25 protein-coding genes and 1 pseudogene are annotated in these 20,891 nt (G+C 45.5%); 9 read left to right on the top strand and 17 right to left on the bottom strand.

Annotation, left to right across the window (positions count from 1 at the left end; genetic code table 11):
* Nucleotides 1–36: 36 nt before the first annotated feature.
* Entirely contained in the window at nt 37–1,299 is a 1,263-nt protein-coding gene (locus tag L7D49_RS08310; protein ID WP_238080363.1) for a hypothetical protein, read from the top strand.
* A gap of 124 nt (nt 1,300–1,423) precedes the next feature.
* Here the strand turns inward: L7D49_RS08310 and L7D49_RS08315 are convergent, their stop codons facing one another.
* From L7D49_RS08315 to L7D49_RS08325, 3 genes are all read right to left on the bottom strand, one after another.
* Nucleotides 1,424–2,227 (bottom strand): N-acetylmuramoyl-L-alanine amidase, encoded by an 804-nt coding sequence (locus tag L7D49_RS08315; protein WP_238080364.1) that lies wholly within the window; start codon nt 2,225–2,227, stop codon nt 1,424–1,426.
* Nucleotides 2,228–2,343: 116 nt separating this feature from the next.
* Nucleotides 2,344–2,544 carry a BhlA/UviB family holin-like peptide gene (locus tag L7D49_RS08320; protein ID WP_238080365.1) on the bottom strand — a complete coding sequence of 67 codons (201 nt, stop codon included), beginning with the start codon at nt 2,542–2,544 and terminating at the stop codon, nt 2,344–2,346.
* 378 nt (nt 2,545–2,922) lie between these two features.
* Complete coding sequence (locus tag L7D49_RS08325) at nt 2,923–3,339, bottom strand: helix-turn-helix domain-containing protein (RefSeq protein WP_238080366.1); 417 nt, start codon at nt 3,337–3,339, stop codon at nt 2,923–2,925.
* Nucleotides 3,340–3,516: 177 nt separating this feature from the next.
* Between L7D49_RS08325 and L7D49_RS08330 the strand changes: the two genes are divergently transcribed.
* Entirely contained in the window at nt 3,517–3,849 is a 333-nt protein-coding gene (locus tag L7D49_RS08330) for a helix-turn-helix domain-containing protein (protein ID WP_238080367.1), read from the top strand.
* Between the two features lie 9 nt (nt 3,850–3,858).
* The gene (locus L7D49_RS08335) at nt 3,859–4,308 is read left to right on the top strand and encodes an ImmA/IrrE family metallo-endopeptidase (protein ID WP_238080368.1); all 450 of its coding nucleotides are present in this window, start codon (nt 3,859–3,861) and stop codon (nt 4,306–4,308) included.
* Nucleotides 4,309–4,450: 142 nt separating this feature from the next.
* Here the strand turns inward: L7D49_RS08335 and L7D49_RS08340 are convergent, their stop codons facing one another.
* Nucleotides 4,451–5,914, bottom strand: a complete 1,464-nt coding sequence (locus L7D49_RS08340; RefSeq protein WP_238080369.1) for a protein adenylyltransferase SelO — start codon at nt 5,912–5,914, stop codon at nt 4,451–4,453.
* Nucleotides 5,915–6,048: 134 nt separating this feature from the next.
* On the opposite strand from L7D49_RS08340, the gene L7D49_RS08345 reads away from it, so the two are divergent.
* On the top strand, nt 6,049–6,285 hold the full coding sequence (locus L7D49_RS08345; RefSeq protein WP_238080370.1) for a YkuS family protein: 237 nt from the start codon (nt 6,049–6,051) through the stop codon (nt 6,283–6,285).
* 56 nt (nt 6,286–6,341) lie between these two features.
* Here L7D49_RS08345 and L7D49_RS20270 read toward each other — a convergent pair.
* Nucleotides 6,342–6,521, bottom strand: a pseudogene (locus tag L7D49_RS20270) (GNAT family N-acetyltransferase); the annotation flags it as partial.
* Nucleotides 6,522–6,533: 12 nt separating this feature from the next.
* Nucleotides 6,534–6,803 (bottom strand): hypothetical protein, encoded by a 270-nt coding sequence (locus tag L7D49_RS20275; protein ID WP_272493173.1) that lies wholly within the window; start codon nt 6,801–6,803, stop codon nt 6,534–6,536.
* Between the two features lie 282 nt (nt 6,804–7,085).
* Between L7D49_RS20275 and L7D49_RS08355 the strand changes: the two genes are divergently transcribed.
* The 4 genes from L7D49_RS08355 to L7D49_RS08370 all read left to right on the top strand — a co-directional run bounded on the left by L7D49_RS08355 (nt 7,086) and on the right by L7D49_RS08370 (nt 10,334).
* A complete protein-coding gene (locus L7D49_RS08355) occupies nt 7,086–7,970 on the top strand; it encodes a hypothetical protein (protein ID WP_238080371.1) in 885 nt (294 codons plus the stop codon).
* Nucleotides 7,971–8,102: 132 nt separating this feature from the next.
* On the top strand, nt 8,103–8,825 hold the full coding sequence (locus tag L7D49_RS08360) for a toast rack family protein (protein ID WP_238080372.1): 723 nt from the start codon (nt 8,103–8,105) through the stop codon (nt 8,823–8,825).
* A gap of 143 nt (nt 8,826–8,968) precedes the next feature.
* The gene (locus L7D49_RS08365) at nt 8,969–9,367 is read left to right on the top strand and encodes a GNAT family N-acetyltransferase (protein ID WP_238080373.1); all 399 of its coding nucleotides are present in this window, start codon (nt 8,969–8,971) and stop codon (nt 9,365–9,367) included.
* 58 nt (nt 9,368–9,425) lie between these two features.
* A complete protein-coding gene (locus L7D49_RS08370) occupies nt 9,426–10,334 on the top strand; it encodes an NAD(P)/FAD-dependent oxidoreductase (protein WP_238080374.1) in 909 nt (302 codons plus the stop codon).
* A 51-nt stretch (nt 10,335–10,385) separates the two neighbouring features.
* Here the strand turns inward: L7D49_RS08370 and L7D49_RS08375 are convergent, their stop codons facing one another.
* From L7D49_RS08375 to L7D49_RS08415, 9 genes are all read right to left on the bottom strand, one after another.
* Nucleotides 10,386–10,607, bottom strand: coding sequence for a hypothetical protein (locus tag L7D49_RS08375; RefSeq protein WP_238080375.1), 222 nt, complete (start codon nt 10,605–10,607; stop codon nt 10,386–10,388).
* Between the two features lie 489 nt (nt 10,608–11,096).
* Nucleotides 11,097–11,186 carry a putative holin-like toxin gene (locus L7D49_RS08380; protein WP_238080376.1) on the bottom strand — a complete coding sequence of 30 codons (90 nt, stop codon included), beginning with the start codon at nt 11,184–11,186 and terminating at the stop codon, nt 11,097–11,099.
* 231 nt (nt 11,187–11,417) lie between these two features.
* Complete coding sequence (locus L7D49_RS08385) at nt 11,418–12,332, bottom strand: helix-turn-helix domain-containing protein (protein ID WP_238080377.1); 915 nt, start codon at nt 12,330–12,332, stop codon at nt 11,418–11,420.
* Between the two features lie 141 nt (nt 12,333–12,473).
* Nucleotides 12,474–13,244, bottom strand: a complete 771-nt coding sequence (locus L7D49_RS08390) for a tyrosine-protein phosphatase (RefSeq protein WP_238080378.1) — start codon at nt 13,242–13,244, stop codon at nt 12,474–12,476.
* A 31-nt stretch (nt 13,245–13,275) separates the two neighbouring features.
* A complete protein-coding gene (locus L7D49_RS08395) occupies nt 13,276–14,451 on the bottom strand; it encodes a hypothetical protein (RefSeq protein WP_238080379.1) in 1,176 nt (391 codons plus the stop codon).
* A gap of 151 nt (nt 14,452–14,602) precedes the next feature.
* A complete protein-coding gene (gene sigJ / locus L7D49_RS08400) occupies nt 14,603–15,469 on the bottom strand; it encodes an RNA polymerase sigma factor SigJ (RefSeq protein ID WP_269135902.1) in 867 nt (288 codons plus the stop codon).
* A 17-nt stretch (nt 15,470–15,486) separates the two neighbouring features.
* Nucleotides 15,487–16,683 (bottom strand): NAD(P)/FAD-dependent oxidoreductase, encoded by a 1,197-nt coding sequence (locus tag L7D49_RS08405; RefSeq protein ID WP_238080380.1) that lies wholly within the window; start codon nt 16,681–16,683, stop codon nt 15,487–15,489.
* A gap of 114 nt (nt 16,684–16,797) precedes the next feature.
* Nucleotides 16,798–17,157 (bottom strand): hypothetical protein, encoded by a 360-nt coding sequence (locus L7D49_RS08410; RefSeq protein WP_238080381.1) that lies wholly within the window; start codon nt 17,155–17,157, stop codon nt 16,798–16,800.
* A gap of 95 nt (nt 17,158–17,252) precedes the next feature.
* Nucleotides 17,253–17,699: a hypothetical protein gene (locus L7D49_RS08415; RefSeq protein WP_238080382.1), complete on the bottom strand. Its 447-nt coding sequence runs from the start codon at nt 17,697–17,699 to the stop codon at nt 17,253–17,255.
* Between the two features lie 124 nt (nt 17,700–17,823).
* On the opposite strand from L7D49_RS08415, the gene L7D49_RS08420 reads away from it, so the two are divergent.
* Nucleotides 17,824–17,976, top strand: coding sequence for a hypothetical protein (locus tag L7D49_RS08420; RefSeq protein ID WP_238080383.1), 153 nt, complete (start codon nt 17,824–17,826; stop codon nt 17,974–17,976).
* Between the two features lie 93 nt (nt 17,977–18,069).
* Here L7D49_RS08420 and L7D49_RS08425 read toward each other — a convergent pair whose 3' ends face one another.
* A complete protein-coding gene (locus L7D49_RS08425; RefSeq protein ID WP_238080384.1) occupies nt 18,070–18,924 on the bottom strand; it encodes a phosphate/phosphite/phosphonate ABC transporter substrate-binding protein in 855 nt (284 codons plus the stop codon).
* A 557-nt stretch (nt 18,925–19,481) separates the two neighbouring features.
* Nucleotides 19,482–20,836, bottom strand: a protein-coding gene (locus tag L7D49_RS08430; RefSeq protein WP_238080140.1) for an IS3 family transposase whose coding sequence is annotated in 2 segments (ribosomal slippage) — nt 19,482–20,383 and nt 20,383–20,836 — 1,356 coding nt in all. Because the reading frame shifts where the segments join, the coding sequence is not laid out codon by codon here.
* Nucleotides 20,837–20,891 lie beyond the last annotated feature (55 nt).

The raw sequence follows: 20,891 nt of genomic DNA on the forward strand, positions 1-20,891 counted from the left end.
CTACAGTGTGAATAGTAAAAGAACATGGGAGGATTTATGGATAACAGAATACAAGCAATCGCAGATCAAGCTCAAGCTGAATTTGGCCTTGAAACCTATCGGCTGGGTCGCCATGCGATTTTTCAAAAACAAGACGTCTTAGGAGAACCGTATTATCAGCTTTCTATGGAGTGGTTTCCGCTTTCCGCAGGCGAAGTAGAAGAAGACGAGAATCCTGAAGGTGCCGCTATCCTTGATTATCATCTTCAGGAGAAACGTTTTGAAAGTGTTATTTTTGTGATGGAGCAAACTGATTCGACACATCATCCATTCGAGAAAAGAACGGTGGAGGAAATGGCCTCCTTCGTGGAACGAATGACAGGATTCCAATTCGGCCGTGACTTCTTTGTACAGGATTTCTATGGAACAGGAGCGTTATTTCATTCAGAAGCAAATGGCGTCCGTCTATCACCTTCCTTTCAGGCCGAGGTGAACTGCGATGGCCAAGGGAGACTGCTGTCCTTTACGACATATGGAAAAGCGCCGGATCAGAATGCAATCGCTCAACAAGAGTTCGAGACGACGCTCGAGGAAATAGAACCGCTTGTTCAACAGCACGTCAAACTGTTTGAATTCCCTTCCGAAATGAAAGGGAAATTCGTTTCGGCGTATACGGTGGACGAAGTGTATATTACAGCTGATGGCTCGACCTGTCTTCCCTTTTTCACGGATGAGCGAATGGCGGTGCAGGTGGGAGACTTATTGGAGTGGACGGAACCTTTGAATGGATCCATTAACAGAAGCCCCTTGCGGTCATCAGAGGCGGTGGATGTGAATAAAGCCTTCCAAGAAAGTTCGGGAATAACCTTCTGCCTCTCTGACGAACAGGTAGAACAGTGCAAATCAGCGGTGCTGAATGCGTTACGAATGGAATATCCCGAAGAGAGCGGGAAATGGCGCTTGAAGATGCTGCAGCCCGAGCAGCGATACATCCATGCATTCTGTTATGCTGCCGAAAGCACAGCAAGCGATGTTTTACGTCCGAAGCTGGTTCTCTTTATCGATAAGGAAACGATGAATGTCGTCAATCTAATGGACAACCGGCCGATGCTGCAGGACATGTTTAACACGTTTAAGCCAGCAGAGCCAGCTAAAATTGATCACGAGACAGCCTACGAGTCGCTCGTGCCTTATATCACCATGGAACCTGTCTATGTATATGATTTTCGTTCCAAAACATATATATTATGCGGATTGATTGATTCAGACGTAGCTGTAGATGCTGTCAGCGGGGAAATTGTTGCGCTAGAGGATTTATAAGAATGAGGCCGCTTCTTAATTGAAGCGGCCTCTTTAGACTAAAATGAAAGAGGCCGTCCACCCGTGCGGAAAAACGGCCCCCATTAGCACTTGGCACCCATCAAGGTTGCCCATGTCGAATTTCTTATTGCTCCACAGCAATGATAAACGCTTCAAAACCAGCCCGTTGCAGGTCTGCCACTTGCTTGTCCGCATTGGCTTTATCCGCAAAAGAACCCGTGATGACTCGATAATACGTAACCCCGCTTTGCGTAAAGATATCGATGAAGCTGTCGAATCCTTTCGCTTTGAGCTCCGCAACACGCTGATCGGCGTTCGCGCGGGATGTGAATGAACCTGTGACAACACGATATACTACACTGCCGGATGGCGGCGGCGTGCTTGACTTAATAAGACCAAGCGCTTTCGCCAGTCCATTGGCATGGCCGCGCGCCGCTTTGTCCAGCCATGCGGACGTTTTCATTTTTGCTGCATCCGTGGCATTATCAATAAAGCCATTCTCCGTCAACATCGCATGCATGTTGGATTCCCGCAGGACGTGGAAGTTTGCCTTCTTCTTGCCTCGGTTCGTCATATCGATCAACTTTACGATTTCTGCATGGATCGTGTTACGCAATTGAGCAGTAGTAGAGGAATCGGACAGATTGCTGTGAATAAAATCCTCATACCCCGTGCCACCTCCTGCATTAATGTGGATGCTCAAATAGAAGTCCGCTCCCCATGCGTTGGCGTCATTCGTCCGTTGCGTCAAACTGACTGTCTGATCTCCTGTACGGCTCATCCGAACGGAAGCATTCGTATATTCATTCACCAAAATATTTCGTACGCGAGTCGCGATTGCGAGCGTCACATCTTTCTCCTTTAACCCATTTGCTGAAGCGCCACCGTCAGTTCCACCATGTCCTGGATCTAGATAAATTTTAACCATTTTACTTCCTCCTCTAATTTTCATTTTTTATTGGATTCCCATGACCTTTGCAACGAACGACTCATCTCCTTCTACATCCGCACCACCCCCCTTTCAGGTAATAAAAAAAGCGATGCCTATTTGGGTGGCAATCGCTCCTTTACTTCACGTATTTCATTAGAGATGTCGTCATATTTATCCGCCAACGCTTTCAACAGCTCCTGATACCGACGCTCCCTTGATTCACTGCTTTTCACTTGATACCAAAACAGCCAAACGAACAACACAGCAAATGGCCCCTGCGTCAAAAAATAACCAATCAGTTCCTTGGCATCCATCCCATCCCTCCCTTTTTGGAATAAAAAAAGAACGCCCTTTTGGACGCTCCCTCCACACTGTATTCCGCCGATCCCTCTTACTCTTTTTTGGCTTGCCCCCATTGTAACCGAAAAAAATCCTCCCCGTCATATTCCCGACCTATGCGGCGCTTGCGACATTTGCGACCTGATATATAGATGGACAGTTCCTCGTTGCGAATTAACTCTTCCTCCTGCTGAAACGCCGTAGGAAATTCGGGTATCTCCGTACATCGCCACGTTTTCCACCCATCTGAACTAGTTTGCTGCCGCTAACATAAAATGATCCACTACTGTAAACCAGCTTCACATGCACCCTATGCTAATGACAACTTCAAACTCAATCAGCCTACCTTCCATTCATTTCACGACAACCGGCGCTTCCTGAATGAGCTGCTGGATGACAGCGTCTTTGATTCGACCGACATGACGATCGGATAGCTGCATATGGCGGCCGATCCAGCGAAGGCTTTTCCCCTCCAGCATCCAATGAAGGACTTCCAATTCCCTGTCGTCCTCAATGAGCGCCATCCGTTCTTGAACAAGTTCAATTTTCCTTTCATACTCGTACACTTTTTTCAAACGGCGTTCCCTCCTTGTTGCTTCCCGATAAATCGGATCGCTATGCCCCCCTTTTCGTTTTGGCATAGCTGCCTCTACGCCATATTGCGCTGTCAATCCGCCCATATCGCCCATTCCTTCCCGAATGACCTTAACGCTGTTGATCATCCAGTGATAATCCCTCACCATTTGTTCCATTTCCATAAATGTCATCATACTCACCCCTTCTTGTTTCATTAATGAAACAAAATCCTTCAATTGTTTCAAAAGTGAAACTATATTATTACATAAGGTAACATATGTTCCGTTTCACTTTCAATAACTTTTTAATAAAAAAGTTGTCATTATTGAAACCACAGACTATACTGGAAGTAATAAGTAGGAGGGAAAGATATGCAATCTTTGGGCCACGCATTGAAAAACATCCGGTTGGATAACAAATTATCGCAAGAGGAATTTGCGGAACGCATTAATAAGCATCAAGGACTCTCCATAACGAAGGGAATGGTTTCGAAGTGGGAATCGGGGACGATCGAGCCGAAAACGAGGATGATGAAGGCGATTGCGGAAACTTTTCATGTCTCCATTGATGGCCTTCTCGGATTACAAGTTTCGGAGAAGCAGTCTATTGAAACAATTGCCACACATATTGACGATGATTTGACGCAAGAAGAGATGGAGGAAATAAAAAAGTATATCCAATTTATTAAATCCCAACGAAAGTGAGGTGGTTGCATGACCTATGAATCCCTCATCGCCCAATATCCCCATCTCGTGATCAAAGAGGTAAAAACCATGCCAACTGGGCTGGCTGGCCTCTATATGGATAATATGATATTGATTGACCAGCGGCGCAGCAACTACGAGAAGCATTGCATCTTGGCCGAAGAACTGGGCCATTACGAAACAACATATGGGGATATTACCAACCTTCAATCTCTGCGGAATTGGAAATTGGAATTGCTAGCGAGAAGATGGGGCTATGAGAAAATTGTATCGCTCGATAAATTAATCGAATGCCATGAGTTGAATTATCGTTCCATTGAAGAAGTTTGTGCCCATCTCGAAGTGACAGCGGAGTACTTGGAGCTGTCCATTGCCCATTACCACGCACGATTCGGTTTGTCCGTCCACCATAACGGCTACGAAATTTATTTTGATCCCCTGTCGGTACGAAAGCAATGAATGCTTGCCCTTTACAACGGGCTGGCATGAATGGGGCAGGTATAATAGATGCTTCGTTTACAGGAGATGAATTTATTGATCCGTCCTTATGGAGCTACCCTATTGAAAACGACCGCCACACTAATGTGACGGTCGCTCTTCGTTATGTTCCACAATAGGTTCGATACGGAACATTGGAGACAGATGGAGTTGTATATTCCGCCTGTTCCTCCGTGTACGAATACGGCTTTGCAAGTACGTTCATGAGCCGGTCCATGACCGTGAAATCACCGCGCTCGACGGCCGCTTCCAATGCTTCTTCCACACGATGATTCCGCGGGATGATGGAAGGATTGCTTACCCGCATTAATTCAGCGGACTCCTCCTTTGTCTCGGTTTGCCGCGCACGCCGGGCTTCCCATTTTGCAAGCCATTCCTTGAACACATTCGTCTCACGAATAGGCATACCCGACCAGTCATCCAGCGTCAGTGCTCGGAACGTATTCGTATAATCCGCTCCTTGGTTTTTCATGACGGCCAGCAACTCCTCAACAAGCTCCGCATCCTGCGGTTCTTCAGCAAACAGACCGAGCTTGCGCCTCATTCCCTGCAGCCAATGTTCGTGATAAAGCTCCCTGAAGGAGGACAGCTTCCCTTCTGCTATTTGAATAGCAGTCTCGATTTCGTCATCAAATAACGGCAGCATTGCTTCGGCTAATCTTGCCAAATTCCACTCCCCGATGCCCGGCTGGTTTCCGTAGGCATAGCGCCCTTGCCGATCAATCGAACTAAACACCGTTGCAGGATCGTAACTATCCATAAACGCACACGGCCCATAATCGATTGTTTCGCCGCTGATCGTCATATTATCGGTATTCATGACCCCATGGATAAACCCGACAAGCTGCCACTGGGCAATTAATTCGGCCTGCCGCTCGACCACTTTTTCAAATAAAGCCACATACGGATGCTGCGCTTCTTTGACTTCCGGATAATGCCGCTTGATCGCATAATCAGCAAGCGCCTGAAGGTCTTCCACCACATTTCGGGCAGCTGCATATTGGAACGTGCCGACACGCAAATGGCTTGCAGCTATACGGGTAAGAACTGCTCCTTCCAGCGTCTCTTCCCGGTAGACCGGCTCGCCTGTCGCAACAACCGCTAAACTGCGCGTGGTCGGAATGCCGAGAGCGTGAATCGCTTCACTGATGATAAATTCACGCAGCATTGGCCCAAGCGCCGCACGGCCATCACCCCCGCGGGAAAACGGCGTCCGGCCGGAACCTTTCAGCTGGATATCCACGCGCTTTCCACCCGGCATGATGTGTTCTCCCAAGAGCACGGCACGTCCGTCGCCAAGCATCGTAAAATGTCCGAATTGGTGGCCCGCATATGCCTGGGAAATCGGCTCCGCTCCTTCCGGCAAACTGTTCCCTGCCAGCTCATCGATGCCCTGTTTTTTCTCCAATTCACTTGCATTCAAACCGAGAGCAGCCGCCAAAGGATAATTCAAAACGATCAATTCCGGAGAGGGAGACGGCTCCGGTTCCGTTTTTGCATAAAACACTTCAGGCAGTGCAACATAACTGTTTTGCATCCGCCAACCGATTGTATGGTTTTCTTCCATCGTCTTCCCTTCTTTCTCCTTTTACTATACCCGTTCCACATGAAAACATCAGGTATGCTGTTTCCTCGTTTCATTCATAAAACAGGCGATATGGGGAATTGTATAGATGTGTGAAGAAAGGAGGGTGCAAATAGATGCGAATTGCAGTGGAGCAACCGTATGAAGACGTAATGAACGCGCTTCAGTCAAAAGGGTATGAAGCGAAAATGTTTAACACGGACGAAGATGTAACCGGTTATGATATCGGCATTGTCCGTGCATTAAACGAAGGAAATACGCATGAATTCAACTTCCCTGTCATCACAATGAAAGGCAGGTCCATCGACGAAGTCATCCAAGCCGTCGAAGAAAAGGCGAATCTTCTTCAATAATAAACAACAGACAGAATCTTAGGCAGCTGCCCGGATTCTGTCTGTTTGTCTTTCTGCTAGCTGTCCATTTCCAGCTTCATAATATGCTCACCATTTACATCGAGCTCATCGATAAATTGAAATCCCAGCTTTTCATATAAATGAACGGCACCTGTATTCTCCTGATAGACACTTAAATAGATAGGCTGCTTACCATATTCCCCTGCAAGCTTTCCGATCAGCGCCCGCATAAATAACGTCCCGAGCCCTTATCCTTGATGGGATTCATCAATCAACACCCGATCGATCCATAATCGCCCCGTTACCGCTTCGCCCGGAAAAAATCCATACATCGCAAACCCGACAAGCAGCCCGTCCGCATATAATCCGACCGGCCGGTACTCCTTCCAAATTTCCGCATCACGGAGACATTGCTGGGGCGTCTCGATGAAATGGAGCTGAGCAGGCGCCACATGCAAACAAAGCATATCCCGGTAATTTTGAACTGTCACGTCATGAATGCCAATATCCACGACCATTCCATCCCTTTCCTTTCGTTATGTATTTAGTCTATTCGTGCACGGCTGAACGGCTTTCATCTAGAAATTCCGTCTACTCTCAAGGAAAAGTATGGCTCATTTCAATTGTCATCATACCCATTCCCTCATGACTTCAAGCAGATGGATTCATCTATGCCGAAGCGACCAAAGAACTGACAATGCTGTTCAACGCTACAGCTAAAGTATCAATTGACCATTTATATGAATCTATCTCTCATTGTCATCCGTACTATCGGTATCAATGAAACTGGAGGCAGAAGAATGAAAAAGATCTTGATGTTACTTTTGTCAATTTGCATAGTAAGCGCATGTTCTTCGGATAAGGAAAAGGAAAAAGAAGGCGCGGCAGACCAGGCAGTAGCTACAGAGACAGAACAAAAACGTGTGGAAGAGGAAAAACTAGAAGATGAGTCCGGCAGTGAAGAAGCAGAGCCCGAAGAAACAATGGAAACCGTTGACGAAACGGACTTTTCCATTCCTACAGTTGCCATTCCATCTCCCTATAACGAAGAAGGAAATATGGTAAAGGAGCATACCATACAAGAGTACATGGAGATGGTCGAAAAGAATGGCGGCCTCGTTCGTTTTGAGTTGGATGACTATCCAGTGCGCGCAATCGAATCTGACAACATAAGCAATATTACCAATCTCGGAGATGCCTACATTGATATATCCGAATTTGCTGCATACGAAGTTCCGCCAGAAGAGATCCCTTTTATCTATGATTGGTTCCTGTCCGTTCAACCGGATGACTTAAAGGGAACGCCCGCTTCTGAATACCGTACATGGGAGCAGGCGACAAACTTAGAGCGCGGAATTATGAAAATGGTCTATTTAACTGCTCCTTCCTTAAACGACCTAGGCTATATCATCGAAAATGATGAATTTGATCACCCGGCATTTAACGTCATTTGCCAAGATTTCTTTCAGCTGGGCTCGCCATCTGTTTTAATTCCAGCACCACAAACTGGGACAGACATGACCATGTACGACATCATGATCAATATGAAGTACAAATGGGAGAAAATCGGGAAATTTGAAAATCCCGCCGAAAACAAAGAAGAATTTGAAAAAGTATATAAAGAACTGCGCAGCGAAACGAACAATCTCCTTGTGCGGATCAATTTTGTCCTCACCCAAAAATAAGTGATCACCCATTCCCTTCATCTATCAGACTCGAGACCGATATAAAATCAAACCGGCGTCTAGTAGGAATTGCTAAGATTTCAACGTATGATGAATACAAAGAAGTTCACGAGCGAAAAGGAGAATGGGACAATGAAAAAAGTATTGTGGTTCGGACTGATCGGGGGGTTTTTGCTCATACTGGGTATGTATGGATACAATCGTATCTTCGCAAGTTCACTGAGCAAAGAGCAGACCATCGAAAAGGACAATGTCAGCGCATTGAATGTCGATATTAACTTCGGTGTTGGGGATCTGTATGTTTCAGGCGGTGCTGACGACTGGATGGAGGGTACATTTGATTATACAGAGAAACGGTATGCCCCTGATATCTCGTATAAAAAGAAAAACAATACCGGGATACTGAAAATAAAACAGCAGCCTCGTATGACAATCGGGTTCTTCAAGAATAAAATGAAGAGCGATTGGGATATACAATTGTCCGACGATGTGCCGATCGACTTAAATGTCGACATGGGAGTCTCCAGTACTTCACTGGACTTAAAAGGATTACAGTTGAACAATCTCAAAATTGACAGCGGCGTGAGTGACTCGACGATCGATTTAAGCGGCGACTGGTCGAAAAGCTTTCAAACGCGCATCGCCATGGGCGTCGGTGATGTCACCCTGCTATTGCCAAAACAAACCGGCGTGAAATTATCCGTCAGCAAGGGCATCGGCACAGTGAGCATGGATGGTTTCATTTCCCAAGGCAACAGGATCTATGTCAATGAGGCATATGACCAATCGGATGTCTTCCTCGATATTTCATTGGATATCGGTGTCGGGGATGTAAAGATCAAACTGATAGACTAATCTATCCCTCTTTCTATTTAGGAAAGAGGGTTTTTTATTGCAAAGCAACTCAAATGGAAGTTTAACGGTTATCTCTGAGGAAAGTAGGTTATAGAAAGAGAGGGAGCAACTACTGCTCTCATTAGAAAGGAGGAATAGGAGAATTGATTACATACACATTCGAGAAAGCGGGCTTGACGAAAGAGGGCATTGAACGGCTTTTTCATTCCGTTGAGTGGGAATCTGCTTCCTATCCAGAAGATCTACACCAGGCCATTATGAACTCTCATTCGGTGGCGACCGCATGGGACGGCGATAAACTTGTCGGCCTGGCGAACGCGCTATCTGATGATTCCATGGCAGTCTATTTTCACTATGTGTTGACAGACCCAGCCTATCAGGGAAGCGGGATCGGTAAAACGATTATGAATATGATGCTTGACCGGTATGAGGAGATGCATACGAAAGTGCTCGTCTCTTATCCGAAAGCTGTCGGTTTTTACGAAAGCCTCGGATTTGAACCCGAACAAACGAGCACGCCGATGTATGTATTTTCACGATGACTGCGCTAAATTCATGAACGTCAGGGTAAACTGCAAATAAAAAGGGTGTTCCAATACGATGAAATACGATTGCGCCATTATCGGCGGCGGGCCTGCCGGCTTGAATGCCGCTCTCGTCCTCGGCCGGGCCAGGCGACGCGTCCTGCTGGTTGACGATGACAAAGCGAGAAATCGGGTGACCCGGGAAGCCCATGGATTTATTACACGAGATGGCATCAAGCCAGCAGAGTTCAGGAAGCTGGCCCATGCCGAAATAGCACAGTATCCAACTGTGGAAATAAAAAAAGAAACAGTCATCTCCATAATCCGCTTATCTAAAAACGAGTTCTCGATCACAACCTCAGAAGGCTATACAATTTCCAGCACTAAAATCCTGCTGGCAACCGGATTAAAAGATGAACAGCCAAACATTCCTGACATCGAGCAATTTTACGGCACGAGCCTGTTCAGCTGCCCCTATTGCGATGGATGGGAATTACGTGACAAACCGCTCGCTGTCATCGCGGACAAAAATGTCTATAAACTAGCAAAAGAAGCATACATCTGGAGTGAAGATCTGGCAGTCTTTACGAACGGAGAAGGCCGGCTGGAATGGGAGGAGCGCAACCGGCTGCTCGCCAAAGGAATAAAGGTCTATGAGGATATGATTTCAGGATTAGAAGGAAAAAACGGACAGCTTCGAAGTGTCCGGCTGGAGGATGGAACTCTAATCGACCGGTCAGGTGGATTTGTCACACCCGTTTGGAGCCTTCCTCATTCGTTTGCAGACGAGCTCGGCTGTGAGCTGAATGAGTTTGGCGGCATCCAGACGGATCGATACGGCAGAACAAACGTCTGGAATGTCTATGCCGCGGGAGATACCACCCACATCGTTCCCGCACAGCTCGTCATCGCGGCAGGAACCGGAAGTGCAGCGGCCATTGGCATCAATGGCGATCTAACCAATGCACTATTTGATGGAGAATAAGCCCACCCAAAGCAGGTCCACTCCCATTCACCAGTGGACCTGCTTTTCCTATTACTCGGGTCTCTGCAATAGACGCTTCATCCGAGCATCCCTCTCTTTGCGCTCTTGTTCTACCGCCAGCCAATGCTTTCGCAACTGGCCATTCATGCGAGGGTCCTGCGCTGTCATTTCACGCATTCCCGAAGGACCTACCTTCTTTCTCACCTTTTGAATCTCATCTTCAAAAAACAACATGTCCGACTCACCTCCCGCCAGTTGAACCTTACCGAACATCTCGATTTCCCCTCACTTTACCATACGCAGCCAACAGGCGAGGACAAGGGGTATGTGCACAGATTAAGAAGAAAAAATAGCGGGAGGGTCACCGGAGGAAGAAACGAAAAAGGAGCCGCCTCTTGCCAGGCAGCTCCACACTCTAAAAACCATTTTCCATAAAAACTGTCACGACAATCCCCAAAATCGTCCCAATGACAATTGTTGCACCAAACAAAAACGCTCGTTTCATTCTCCTCATCCCCCCAGTTTCTCTTATTTGAATATACGAGAGGAAGAGGCGGAATATTCTATCGCCTTAGGCGTGAAGGCATAAAACCAACTTGAACAATCCAGCTGAAATCGTTATACTATATATAGATAACGGATACATTGAAAAGAGACCGTCCAATGGCTGCACATTGAACGGCCCGTGTAATAGCTGGTTCCCTCAAGGGGATCGGCAAAGATAGGACTGTAACCCATCCGAGCGCTCAACTCAAGGATGGGTTATTTGTTGTTATGAAACGACAGCATTGCAATGAGTAACGTCGCGAACGTGAAGACAAGCATTAGCGCTTCAAATACTGTCAAACGCACCACCCCCTTTCCACGAGGGAATAGAGATGGCCAACCACCCTTGAGTCACCTTGCCATTACTCTTCTATTTTACCACACATACGTTCGCATCTAAAGTGCCATCCGGTCTATTTCTCCTGTTTTTTCAAAAACCCTACAGAAAATCAAGCGTATTCTTTCTTTATGAATAAATAAAAAAGCGGGACCTCCATAATTAGGAAACCCCGCCCTTCTATTATCCTACGAACCATTTTATTGACGAGCCATCAAACCGGCAATCCATTCGCTTAACGTTTTTTTATCAATAAACGGAGCAAGACGAGCAATCGTATCAGGATCCAAGAAGGCAAGCCCTTTTTCATTCACAAGCCGCGTCAAGTTTTCCCGCCCTAAGAAAGGTGCAAGCTGCATAATATCCCGATCGCTAAACTTGCCAGATCCCACTTCATCCACCAAGCGACCCAGCATGTCCTTGCTAATGAATGGAGCCAAGCGCACGACAACTTTCCACTCCAATTCCCCTTCCAGTGCCTGCTCCACTAGCCGGTCCATCCGTTCTTTGGATAAAAACGGAGCGAGGCGGGATAGCTGCTCGCCATCCAGTCGATCAAAAGAAGTCTGCTCTACGATTTGATCCAACACCTGCCGACTGACAAATGGGGCAAGCGAAGAAACTAATTTCCAATCAAACGACTGCTCCCCTGCCTGCAACACGAGCTTATCCAAAAGTTCCGTTTCCACAAAAGGCGCAAGCCTCTTGATCATCTCCATATCAAACAGTTTCGGATCGACACGCTCCGCCACATCCGCAAGCTCGCTCGCCTTCAACAACGGCGCCACCTCAATTAATCCGTTCACGTCTACTTCTGCAGCATTGATCATCTCAGCCACCTCTTCCCGGCGGTTTTGGGAAAAGCCAGTCACCATCCGTCCCATGTTGCTTCCATAACGATTCATATCCCCTGCATTCATCAAATCGTCGACGGATGTATCAAACACATCTGCCAGTTGAGGCAGCATCGTAATGTCAGGTAACGAATCCCCCCGTTCCCATTTGGACACTGCCTGATGACTCACATGCAGTCGATCCGCCAGCTCCACCTGCGTCCAATCCCGCGCTTTCCGCAGCTTTGAAATATAACTTCCAATCTGAATTGCATCTAACATGCCAACCATCTCCTCGATTTCTTTTCAGCGCGCACTGTTGTATTGAGCGTATCATATCCCTTGTAAGGAGCCTATCAACGGCTGGTTGAAAGATGATTCTACTGTTGGTTGAACAAAGATAAAACCGTAAATTATCTTCCTTCACTCGAGTAATTGCATTTTCAGTTTTTCTACAACCTGCTTATCGATTTGGCATGCTTTACGCAAGTATTCCTCAATGGAATGGTATTCCTTTGAGATGCCTTCGTAGACTTCATTCAGGTGCTCCGGCTTTGCTTCCATAATATATTTCACTCTTTCCGGCGAAACGCGGAAGAGGCTCAACCATCCCATGATACGACTCATTTTTTCAAGCCTATGTGCATAGAACTGATTCGTAAGAAGATAATTCTCTTCCACTTTTTCATACGGAACACCGACCAACAACTGAATGATCGCAGAGATGATACCCGTTCGATCTTTTCCCGCTGTACAATGAATGACGGCTGGCAAGTTCTTTTCTTCCGCAATCAACTGAAGTATTTCATTTACTTGCGAAGTCCGTTCAAAGGCAATCCTGTAATAATACTCTCTAATAAATTCATCAAATTCTGCTTCCCCCTGCTTTCCAAAGAGAAAACGCAAAAGCTTCATTCGATTCCCGTCTTGGGTTTCGTATTGGTGAAGCGGAACGTTTACAATATTTACCGTGTTGTTTTCCGATAGTTTCGCTGGCTTAGCCTTGTATTCATCTTGTGTGCGTAAATCACAAACCAGCTTAATATCTAGTTGCTCGAACTGTTTTATATCATTCTTTGTTAATTTTGATAGTGCTCCAGAGCGAAATAAAACCCCTGTTTTCATTCTAGAGCCATCCATCGTTTGATACCCTCCAATGTCTCTAAAGTTTGCTGCTTTCTCAAATTGATTCAACATATTCCCCCGACCTTTGTTTTGTTAGTCATTAAATTGACAGAGTAAAAGACATCTCATCAAACCGCCCTCGGAATTCTCCCACACCTTTAATAAGTACTCCATGCTCTACAATTTCCGGCGGCTCGTCCAACATAATCTTCAGTTGATGGCAATAAAATAAATGATTTGTATACTTTGCGATGACCGGATGTTGAATCAAGTATTCCTGTTCACTAATCAACACACGTAAAAAATTCCGATGCAATGCTATTTGTTCACCTGCGGTAATATTCATCGGATCAATGCCTGTTACCCGGATGGCTCCGTTAATAGTCACAACAACGGGCGCCTCCTGTTCTACTGTTGCAAATGCCGCAGCCCTTTCTTTTTGAACTCGTTTGAGAATGTTCACAGTTTCCTCCGTAACTGGGACGGCATCCAAGTTGCTTCCCTCCACATCGACAAACTGCAGGAAAAACGAATAAAGCGATTGATCTGTTTCCTGGAATTGTTTTTCCCAATCCGCACAAAGCCGATCCAGCAATAGACAAATGAACAATCCCGAACTATAGCAGCTGCGCCGGAGATGACGGACAGACTCCTCTCGATCAAGCAAAGCTTCCCCGTACCGATGAACCGCATCTTCTAGCGTCACACCGCTTTGATCGGCAAACGCCTTTAACTCCACATACCACGCCGGACCTTCCACGGTTTCTGTCAACAACTCGTATGCAATGAAATCTTCAATGTTGGCAGCACGAGCCTCCCGGTGCAGAATGAATTGGCGAAGATGCTCATCCCTCGCCTTTTGGTCCGTCTCCATGACAGCATGATATAAATGCCGCCGCTCACAATTACGCCTCGCTGCATTACCGGCGAGGAGCGGATAGGTGACCCCTTTAATTTCATCGGGAAAACGAGACTCGCCCAGGAGATATTGATGGCCATGGAACAATTCATGAATCAACACGGCAAATAAACTCGCCTCATCCGGGCAGCTGTCCTTTTTAACAATGGCCGTAGGATGGCCTTGAAACAGAATAATTGTATTCCCGATAAACGCCTCGCTCCAAGGAAGACAAATAGAGGTGGCCTCGGGATACGCTGGATGGTTGAATAAACACACCGATTCACTATCATAGATGGCATACGCAACCAGTTTAAAATCCGGCCAATAACGGGATAAATCACGAGTGGCGATTGAACGTAACATTGCTGAAACCATAAAACGACCCCCAATGGATAGGTAATGATACAATCTATACGGTTTAGCAGTTAAAGAGTTTCCATAAAACAAAAAAATGCCAGTTCCTTTGCACAGGAACCAGCCATCACCTTATTTATTGCAATCAAATTGTCGATATGTTTTGCCAGATTTATATATATCTCAATTTTTCTGGGTTTCTAATGAAATATAAGTTACGAACGACGCCCTCGTGAATATGCAACAATGCTACAGTGTCTACTTGATTGCCCGAACGATAAATAAGTCCGATTTGGCCATTTATATTTGTCACCTCCATCACATCATCCCCTCGTGTCACATTTTTTCTAATCCCTAAAAGGAAGCGGGCGACAAGATTCCTTGAATGAATCGGATGAATAGCTGCAAATGCCTTTCCTCCCCCATCAGATATTAATGTGACATCTTCCGCCAAAATAGAAATAACTCGATTCAGGTCACCTTGTTCAAGCGCCAATAGAAACCCTTCAATCCATTTACCTTCCATCTCTGCTTCAGAGATTGGGGCTCCAGTACTTACGCCTATCTTTCCTCTCGCCCGACTGACCAGCTTACGGCAATTCGCTTCACTTTTTCCGATAACATTGGCGATTACGGAATATTTAAAGGATAGAGCTTCATAAAGCACAAATGCAGCCCGTTCCGCAGGAGTTAGTTTCTCCAGCAACACGAGCATTGCATAGGATAATAGTTCCTTTTGTATAACGGATTCAACCAATTCATTATCGAAAGTTAGAATAGGTTCAGGCAGCCATTGACCAACATACTGCTCCCGCTTTCTACGAGCTGTTTTTAAGAGATCCAGACACCGGTTCGTTGCCATTTTACAAAGGTAGGCCTTCGGTTCATCAATTCGATTCAGTTCCATGTCATGTAATTTCATGAAAACATCTTGCACAACATCCTCCGCATCGGCAGCAGAGCCGGTTAGTTGGTAAGCTAACGTAAAGAGGAGCCTTTTATACTGAACATAATATTCTTCAATTTTTTCTCGCTCCATTCATGCTCACTACCTGTCTATTGTTTAATTAAACTTGCTATATCCCATGTCCACTTTCTAATGAACCAGCCTAATTTCCCTGATATCATCATGTTCATCCCCCATCTTCGAAGCCACACAATACCTTGGTCCGGACCAAGGGCAATACAGAAGAACTCCATATGACTTTTGTGTGAAGGTGCCCGCCCACCTTTTTTATCTGCCAATATAATTCGCCCGAGTCTAGCTGCTTGAGCTGAAGCTTCCTTACATGTCTTCCCATCCGGCTTCCCGCTAGTTGGATCAATTACAAGGGCACAGTCTCCAATACAATATACGTCTTGAAGTCCCTTCACCCGATAGTATGCATCGACAATCACGCCTCCTTCATTCGTGAAAGGCATTCCTAAATTTTTAATAAATGGATTAGGCAATAGGCCCAATGTCCAGATACATAGACCAACCGAAAGCCTTTCACCGGTTGAAAGCGTGACTCTTCCCCCTTCTTCCTTTAACACCTTGCTCCCGTGCTTAACTGTAACGCCTCTTTGTACAAGCGCTTGTTCCAATGCCCTTCCCACTTTAGCTGGACCTTCTTGAAAAAGTCTAGGATGGGAATTCAAAAGTACGATCTTCACATCACTTGGATCGATTCCTATTGTTTTTGCATCTCTACGAATGTGATGTGCCAATTCAGCAGATGTTTCCATGCCACTAATACCGGCACCAGCCACTGCAATTGTCAAAAGTTCAGTCCGTAACGCTATGTCTTGTTCCCTCTTCGCCTTATTGAGATTGGCACGCCACTTCTTTTGGATCTCTCTGGCGGACTCTATATCGCTTAACGTCATACCCCCTTGCGCTGGATCCGGTTTGCGAATACTGCTTCCTACAGCAAGGACGAGGATATCATAATCCAGACAATGCTCTTTACTCAAATTATCTTGAAAATGAATTCTTTTATTTTCCGCCTGAATGTTTGTTACTGTGGCTTGAATAATTTCAACCCCTTCAGGAAACAATTTTTTCAGTGGAATCGTGATTTCCTCTTCGCCAATCACCGGCTTAAATAGTAAAACCTTTCGTAAATGATACGGATTCTTTTCAATTAAAATAAGCCGAAGCGTTTGTTTAGTCAATTTAGTACCGACATACTTTTGTATGGATGTAACGGCATGGATACCTGCATATCCGCCGCCTACCACTACACAAGTCATTATCTTCACGTTGATCACTCCTTATCTCGTTTACCATAAAACGAGATAGGGAGCTGCTTTGTGACACCTATAAAAGAAAAATGCCAGCTCCTTCGCATAGGAACCAGCCATCCTTACTTTATTTTATTACAATCAAATCGCCGACATGCCTTCCAGCAACACCTTCGCATCGGCATTTAAATAATGATGGATATCCTCCCGCAAGAGCACCTCCGGATTTTCTGCCACCGATAATTTCAGGCCGCGGACATTAAACGTAGACGCATACATATTAATATGGTGAATTTGATTCATCTCCTGCCGGTTTAACGGCCGGAATCCCATTTCCATCATAGACGTCAGCACATCCATCAGCTCTCGCACATTCCGGTTCAAGATATGCCGGTTCTCCTGCAGCTCCCCCATATTTTCTTCAATCAACCGCCTCGCCGAAACCAAATCCGAATGCTCCAAACATCCTTGAATCATTTGCAACATTTTTTCAAGATGCACGCCGACCCCTCCTCCACTTCCCCTATATGGAATGACCATACTTTACACCATAAATATACCAATAATTCAGGTGATTGGGAAGGGGCTCAGACATTCTAACAAGGATCTTTATGGATGAAAAGTTCGGTCTTCCTCTTATGATCGTTCAATCGCTGTTTGACCCATTGAAGGACAAAGAGAAACAGTGTGAACAGGATGACCAGTCCTACATGCAAAACAGGCGCCATTTGAATCTGCAGGAGAGCCGGGTCATAACTGTCGTGCAGCATACGGCGATCAAAGACCTGAATGTTAAACAAGAAAACTGCGGTAAAAAGCAAGAGGGCCACTCCGTATCCCACTCGGCTTGGAATCAAAAGTACACCACCCATTAGTAAGAGCGTCGATACAAAGTACAGAACTTGGATAACGAGCGCTTCTGTTGCCGTGAATGAAACGGGAATGTCAGAAAGCATAACTGTCTGAAGCACGAATGTGACGAACCCAACGAAACTGCCGAGAATGAATGCGATTCCTACGGACAATTGCCTTGTAATACCCATGCGGTCCACTCCTCTACTTGGTTTTATTATAGACGCATCATTCCATATATTGGTTTCCTTTCCTATTGAATAACATGGCCCAGACCGTCCATGCTATTACTACTTTAGAAAGGGTGTGCTACGGATGAAAGAGAATTGGATGCCGGAGGAGACGCCGCTTGCGGAGCTGACAGACGTCCAGCTCAAAGCGCTTGATGCGATGGAGAAGGAACTCGGAGTGACGCTCGTTGCATATGAAAATGCGGATGACGGAAAGACAAATATGTTTAAAGGCTAAGGGCTGCGAGGGCGGTCCTTTTTTACATGGGTTGCCATTCAAATAAAGTGGCTCCGAATGTGTCCATCCGAAACCACATGAGTGGATCAGTACTTATCTTTCCACGAGTTCTTGCGACTGCCGGATAATGTCAAAATCACTCTCCTCGGCTGGCACGTAGCCTACATGGCCAAATAGCGTTAAGATAAGCTGGCGGCCTTCTTTTGATTCATCCAACGAAAGAAATGTCTGCCTAATGGACTCCTGCCATTCATCCGTCATATCAGGACGAACAGCGATCGCATCATTTGGAATTCGATTCTCGGTTTCCAATTGGCGGAGACCCTTCGCAGATGTGGTCTCCAAAGTAATTAAGGCATCCGCCTTCCTTTTTTTCACCGCCTCAATGCCTTCCGTATCACTGGTAACATAGACAAAAGTAAGGTCTTTCTGAACATCAATTCCCGCCTTGGCTAAATCTCCTAGCTGGACAACAGCCTTGCCCTCCTGCACAGCAATTGTTTTTCCAGCAAGATCTTTAAGCGATGTAAAACCGCTTGTTTTATCGAATAATATCCGTCCCTTTACGGAGGTCACCTTCTCTTTCGGATCACCAGTGGACAGCTGGGGCTGCAACAGAACGATCGCCTCTCTCGACTGATTTGCTTCGACATAATCAGCTGGCTGCATCATCACTAGATCCGATTTTTTCGAACGAATGTCTTTACCCGCCTTTTCATAATCAGATGTAAGCTTCAGCTCCACAGGAATGCCCAACTCTTTGGCCAGCAGATCCGCAAACGCATTCACCTGCTCCCCATCCTCCTCGGCCGACACAAATTGAATGTGCAGCGTTTCCGGCTCATACGGCGGAGTACTCGACTGATCATGAACCGTTTTTATAAACCCGCATGCTGATAGAAAAAGCATCATCACGGCCGCCAGACAACTGATTGTAATTTGTCTCATGGTCATCCTCCATCCACTATGTAGTCCACCTAGTATGTGCACATTGCCATAGAACGACACGGAGCGTTATGAATTATGTGTGTGAATCAATGGAGTTTTATTGGTTTTGCAGCAAAGACAGTTCGGAGAATTGGAGGAATTTCCACAAGCTTGAGGTAGTTTACTACCGATTTGAAGGTGGTTACCACCGGTTCTCGAGGCGTTACCACCGACTTTCGAAGCGTTACCACCGTTTCTCGGACCTTTACCACCGACTTAAAGGGGATTACCACCGACTCTCGGCTTTACCACCGACTCTCGAGGTGTTACCACCGGTTCTCGGACCTTTACCACCGACTTGAAGGGGATTACCACCGTCTCGCTGCTTTACCACCGAATCTCGGACCTTTACCACCATCTTTACATAAGTATTAAAGGGGAATTCCTCCTATCACCGCTTAGCCCGTACTCTATAGCTTGATGCCGTTCCACTTAACCGAGTGAGGCTAACGAAAAATACTCAATTAAAAAAACCTCACACATTGAAGTGACCCCTAAAAGTTAGACACGGTATTACTTCAGGCAGCTTGGGTAAAATGAGTTCGGTATTGCACCGGACTCATTTTTAATTTTGCCTTCAACCGTTTTGTATTATAGTAATTGATGTATCTTTCCAGTTCTATTTTGAAATGTTCTACACTTTCAAATTCCTTTAAATAGAGGAACTCGGATTTCATAATGCCAAAGAAATTTTCCATCACAGAATTGTCGTAACAGTTTCCCTTGCGGGACATACTTTGCACAATCCCCCTAGACTCAAGTGCGTGACGATATTGCTTCATTTGATAATGCCAACCTTGATCCGAATGCATTAGTAGCTGGTGGTCCTCCGGCAAGCGTTCCAAAGCCTTCTCCAACATATCGGAAACAAGTGAATACGTTGGTCTTGAACCAATGGTATAGGTAATGATCTCACCGTTAAACAAATCCAATACAGGTGATAAATAAAGTTTTTCCCCAAACAGCTTAAATTCCGTAATGTCGGTGACCCATTTTTCGTTTGGGGCATCTGCAGTAAAGTTGCGTTCTAAATTATTAGGCGCGATTTTACCAACCGTCCCTTTATAAGATTTATATTTTTTCATACGGACCAAGCACTTTAAACCTAACTCTCTCATGATGCGCTGAACCTTCTTATGATTCACCTTTCGTCCACGATTGGCAAGCTCATCACGGATACGACGATAGCCATAACGTCCTTCGTGTTCTTCATAAATCGACTTAATTTCTGCCTTTATATCTGCGTCTGGATCTGGCTGATTCAGACGTGCCACCAAATGATAATACGTACTCCGTGGAATACCAGCGAGCTTCACGAGTAACTTTACCGGATATGCATGCCTTAGTTCAAAGACTACTTGCGCTTTGTCTTTTTTGGTGATTTTTCCTTGTTTTGAACTAAGGCATTCAACTTTTTTAAATACGTGTTTTCCATTTCTAGTTGTTTAATACGAGCTTCAAGCGCCTCAGTAGACCCTTTAACCGGTGCAGGTTTATGTTGTTGATTGGATTCCTTTTTCACGGATGGACGCCCCTTTTTCTTTGATTGAAGGGCATCCACTCCTTGTGTCTCCAACTGTTTCCTCCAAACTAAAATTGTAGAAGGGGAAGGGATCTTAAAAATAGCCGCAGTTTCATTTAAGGATGTGCCCTGTTCAATCATGTAATTGAGTACGTCCAGTTTAAACTGTTGTGTGTAAGTTGTACAAGACTTAATAAAAGCTTCGGCACCATGATATTCGTATTGTTTGACCCACTTAAGGATTGCTTTATTATCTGTCTGCAAAGACTTGGCTATTTCATGTGAACTTTCCCTGCCATTTAAATAACGATTAACTGCATGTAACTTATCTTCTACAGTAAATTTAGCCATAGAAAAACTGCACCTCCAATTATTAGATGGTGTCTAACAATTGGGGTGCAGTTCA

It is taken from the genome of Sporosarcina cyprini, from assembly GCF_022048975.1.
GTDB lineage: Bacteria > Bacillota > Bacilli > Bacillales_A > Planococcaceae > Sporosarcina > Sporosarcina cyprini.

Bases quoted from the DNA above. Each gene is read 5' to 3' on its own strand.
- L7D49_RS08335 (WP_238080368.1), top strand. From the start codon at position 3,859: ATGACCTATGAATCCCTCATCGCCCAATATCCCCATCTCGTGATCAAA.
- L7D49_RS08330 (WP_238080367.1), top strand. From the start codon at position 3,517: ATGCAATCTTTGGGCCACGCATTGAAAAACATCCGGTTGGATAACAAA.
- L7D49_RS08310 (WP_238080363.1), top strand. From the start codon at position 37: ATGGATAACAGAATACAAGCAATCGCAGATCAAGCTCAAGCTGAATTT.
- L7D49_RS08375 (WP_238080375.1), bottom strand. From the start codon at position 10,607: ATGTTCGGTAAGGTTCAACTGGCGGGAGGTGAGTCGGACATGTTGTTT.
- L7D49_RS08425 (WP_238080384.1), bottom strand. From the start codon at position 18,924: ATGAGACAAATTACAATCAGTTGTCTGGCGGCCGTGATGATGCTTTTT.
- L7D49_RS08325 (WP_238080366.1), bottom strand. From the start codon at position 3,339: ATGATGACATTTATGGAAATGGAACAAATGGTGAGGGATTATCACTGG.
- sigJ (WP_269135902.1), bottom strand. From the start codon at position 15,469: ATGGAGCGAGAAAAAATTGAAGAATATTATGTTCAGTATAAAAGGCTC.
- L7D49_RS08320 (WP_238080365.1), bottom strand. From the start codon at position 2,544: ATGGATGCCAAGGAACTGATTGGTTATTTTTTGACGCAGGGGCCATTT.
- L7D49_RS08315 (WP_238080364.1), bottom strand. From the start codon at position 2,227: ATGGTTAAAATTTATCTAGATCCAGGACATGGTGGAACTGACGGTGGC.
- L7D49_RS08370 (WP_238080374.1), top strand. From the start codon at position 9,426: ATGAAATACGATTGCGCCATTATCGGCGGCGGGCCTGCCGGCTTGAAT.
- L7D49_RS08385 (WP_238080377.1), bottom strand. From the start codon at position 12,332: ATGTTAGATGCAATTCAGATTGGAAGTTATATTTCAAAGCTGCGGAAA.
- L7D49_RS08345 (WP_238080370.1), top strand. From the start codon at position 6,049: ATGCGAATTGCAGTGGAGCAACCGTATGAAGACGTAATGAACGCGCTT.
- L7D49_RS08355 (WP_238080371.1), top strand. From the start codon at position 7,086: ATGAAAAAGATCTTGATGTTACTTTTGTCAATTTGCATAGTAAGCGCA.
- L7D49_RS08340 (WP_238080369.1), bottom strand. From the start codon at position 5,914: ATGGAAGAAAACCATACAATCGGTTGGCGGATGCAAAACAGTTATGTT.
- L7D49_RS08360 (WP_238080372.1), top strand. From the start codon at position 8,103: ATGAAAAAAGTATTGTGGTTCGGACTGATCGGGGGGTTTTTGCTCATA.
- L7D49_RS08415 (WP_238080382.1), bottom strand. From the start codon at position 17,699: ATGGGTATTACAAGGCAATTGTCCGTAGGAATCGCATTCATTCTCGGC.
- L7D49_RS08420 (WP_238080383.1), top strand. From the start codon at position 17,824: ATGAAAGAGAATTGGATGCCGGAGGAGACGCCGCTTGCGGAGCTGACA.
- L7D49_RS08395 (WP_238080379.1), bottom strand. From the start codon at position 14,451: ATGGTTTCAGCAATGTTACGTTCAATCGCCACTCGTGATTTATCCCGT.
- L7D49_RS20275 (WP_272493173.1), bottom strand. From the start codon at position 6,803: ATGGTCGTGGATATTGGCATTCATGACGTGACAGTTCAAAATTACCGG.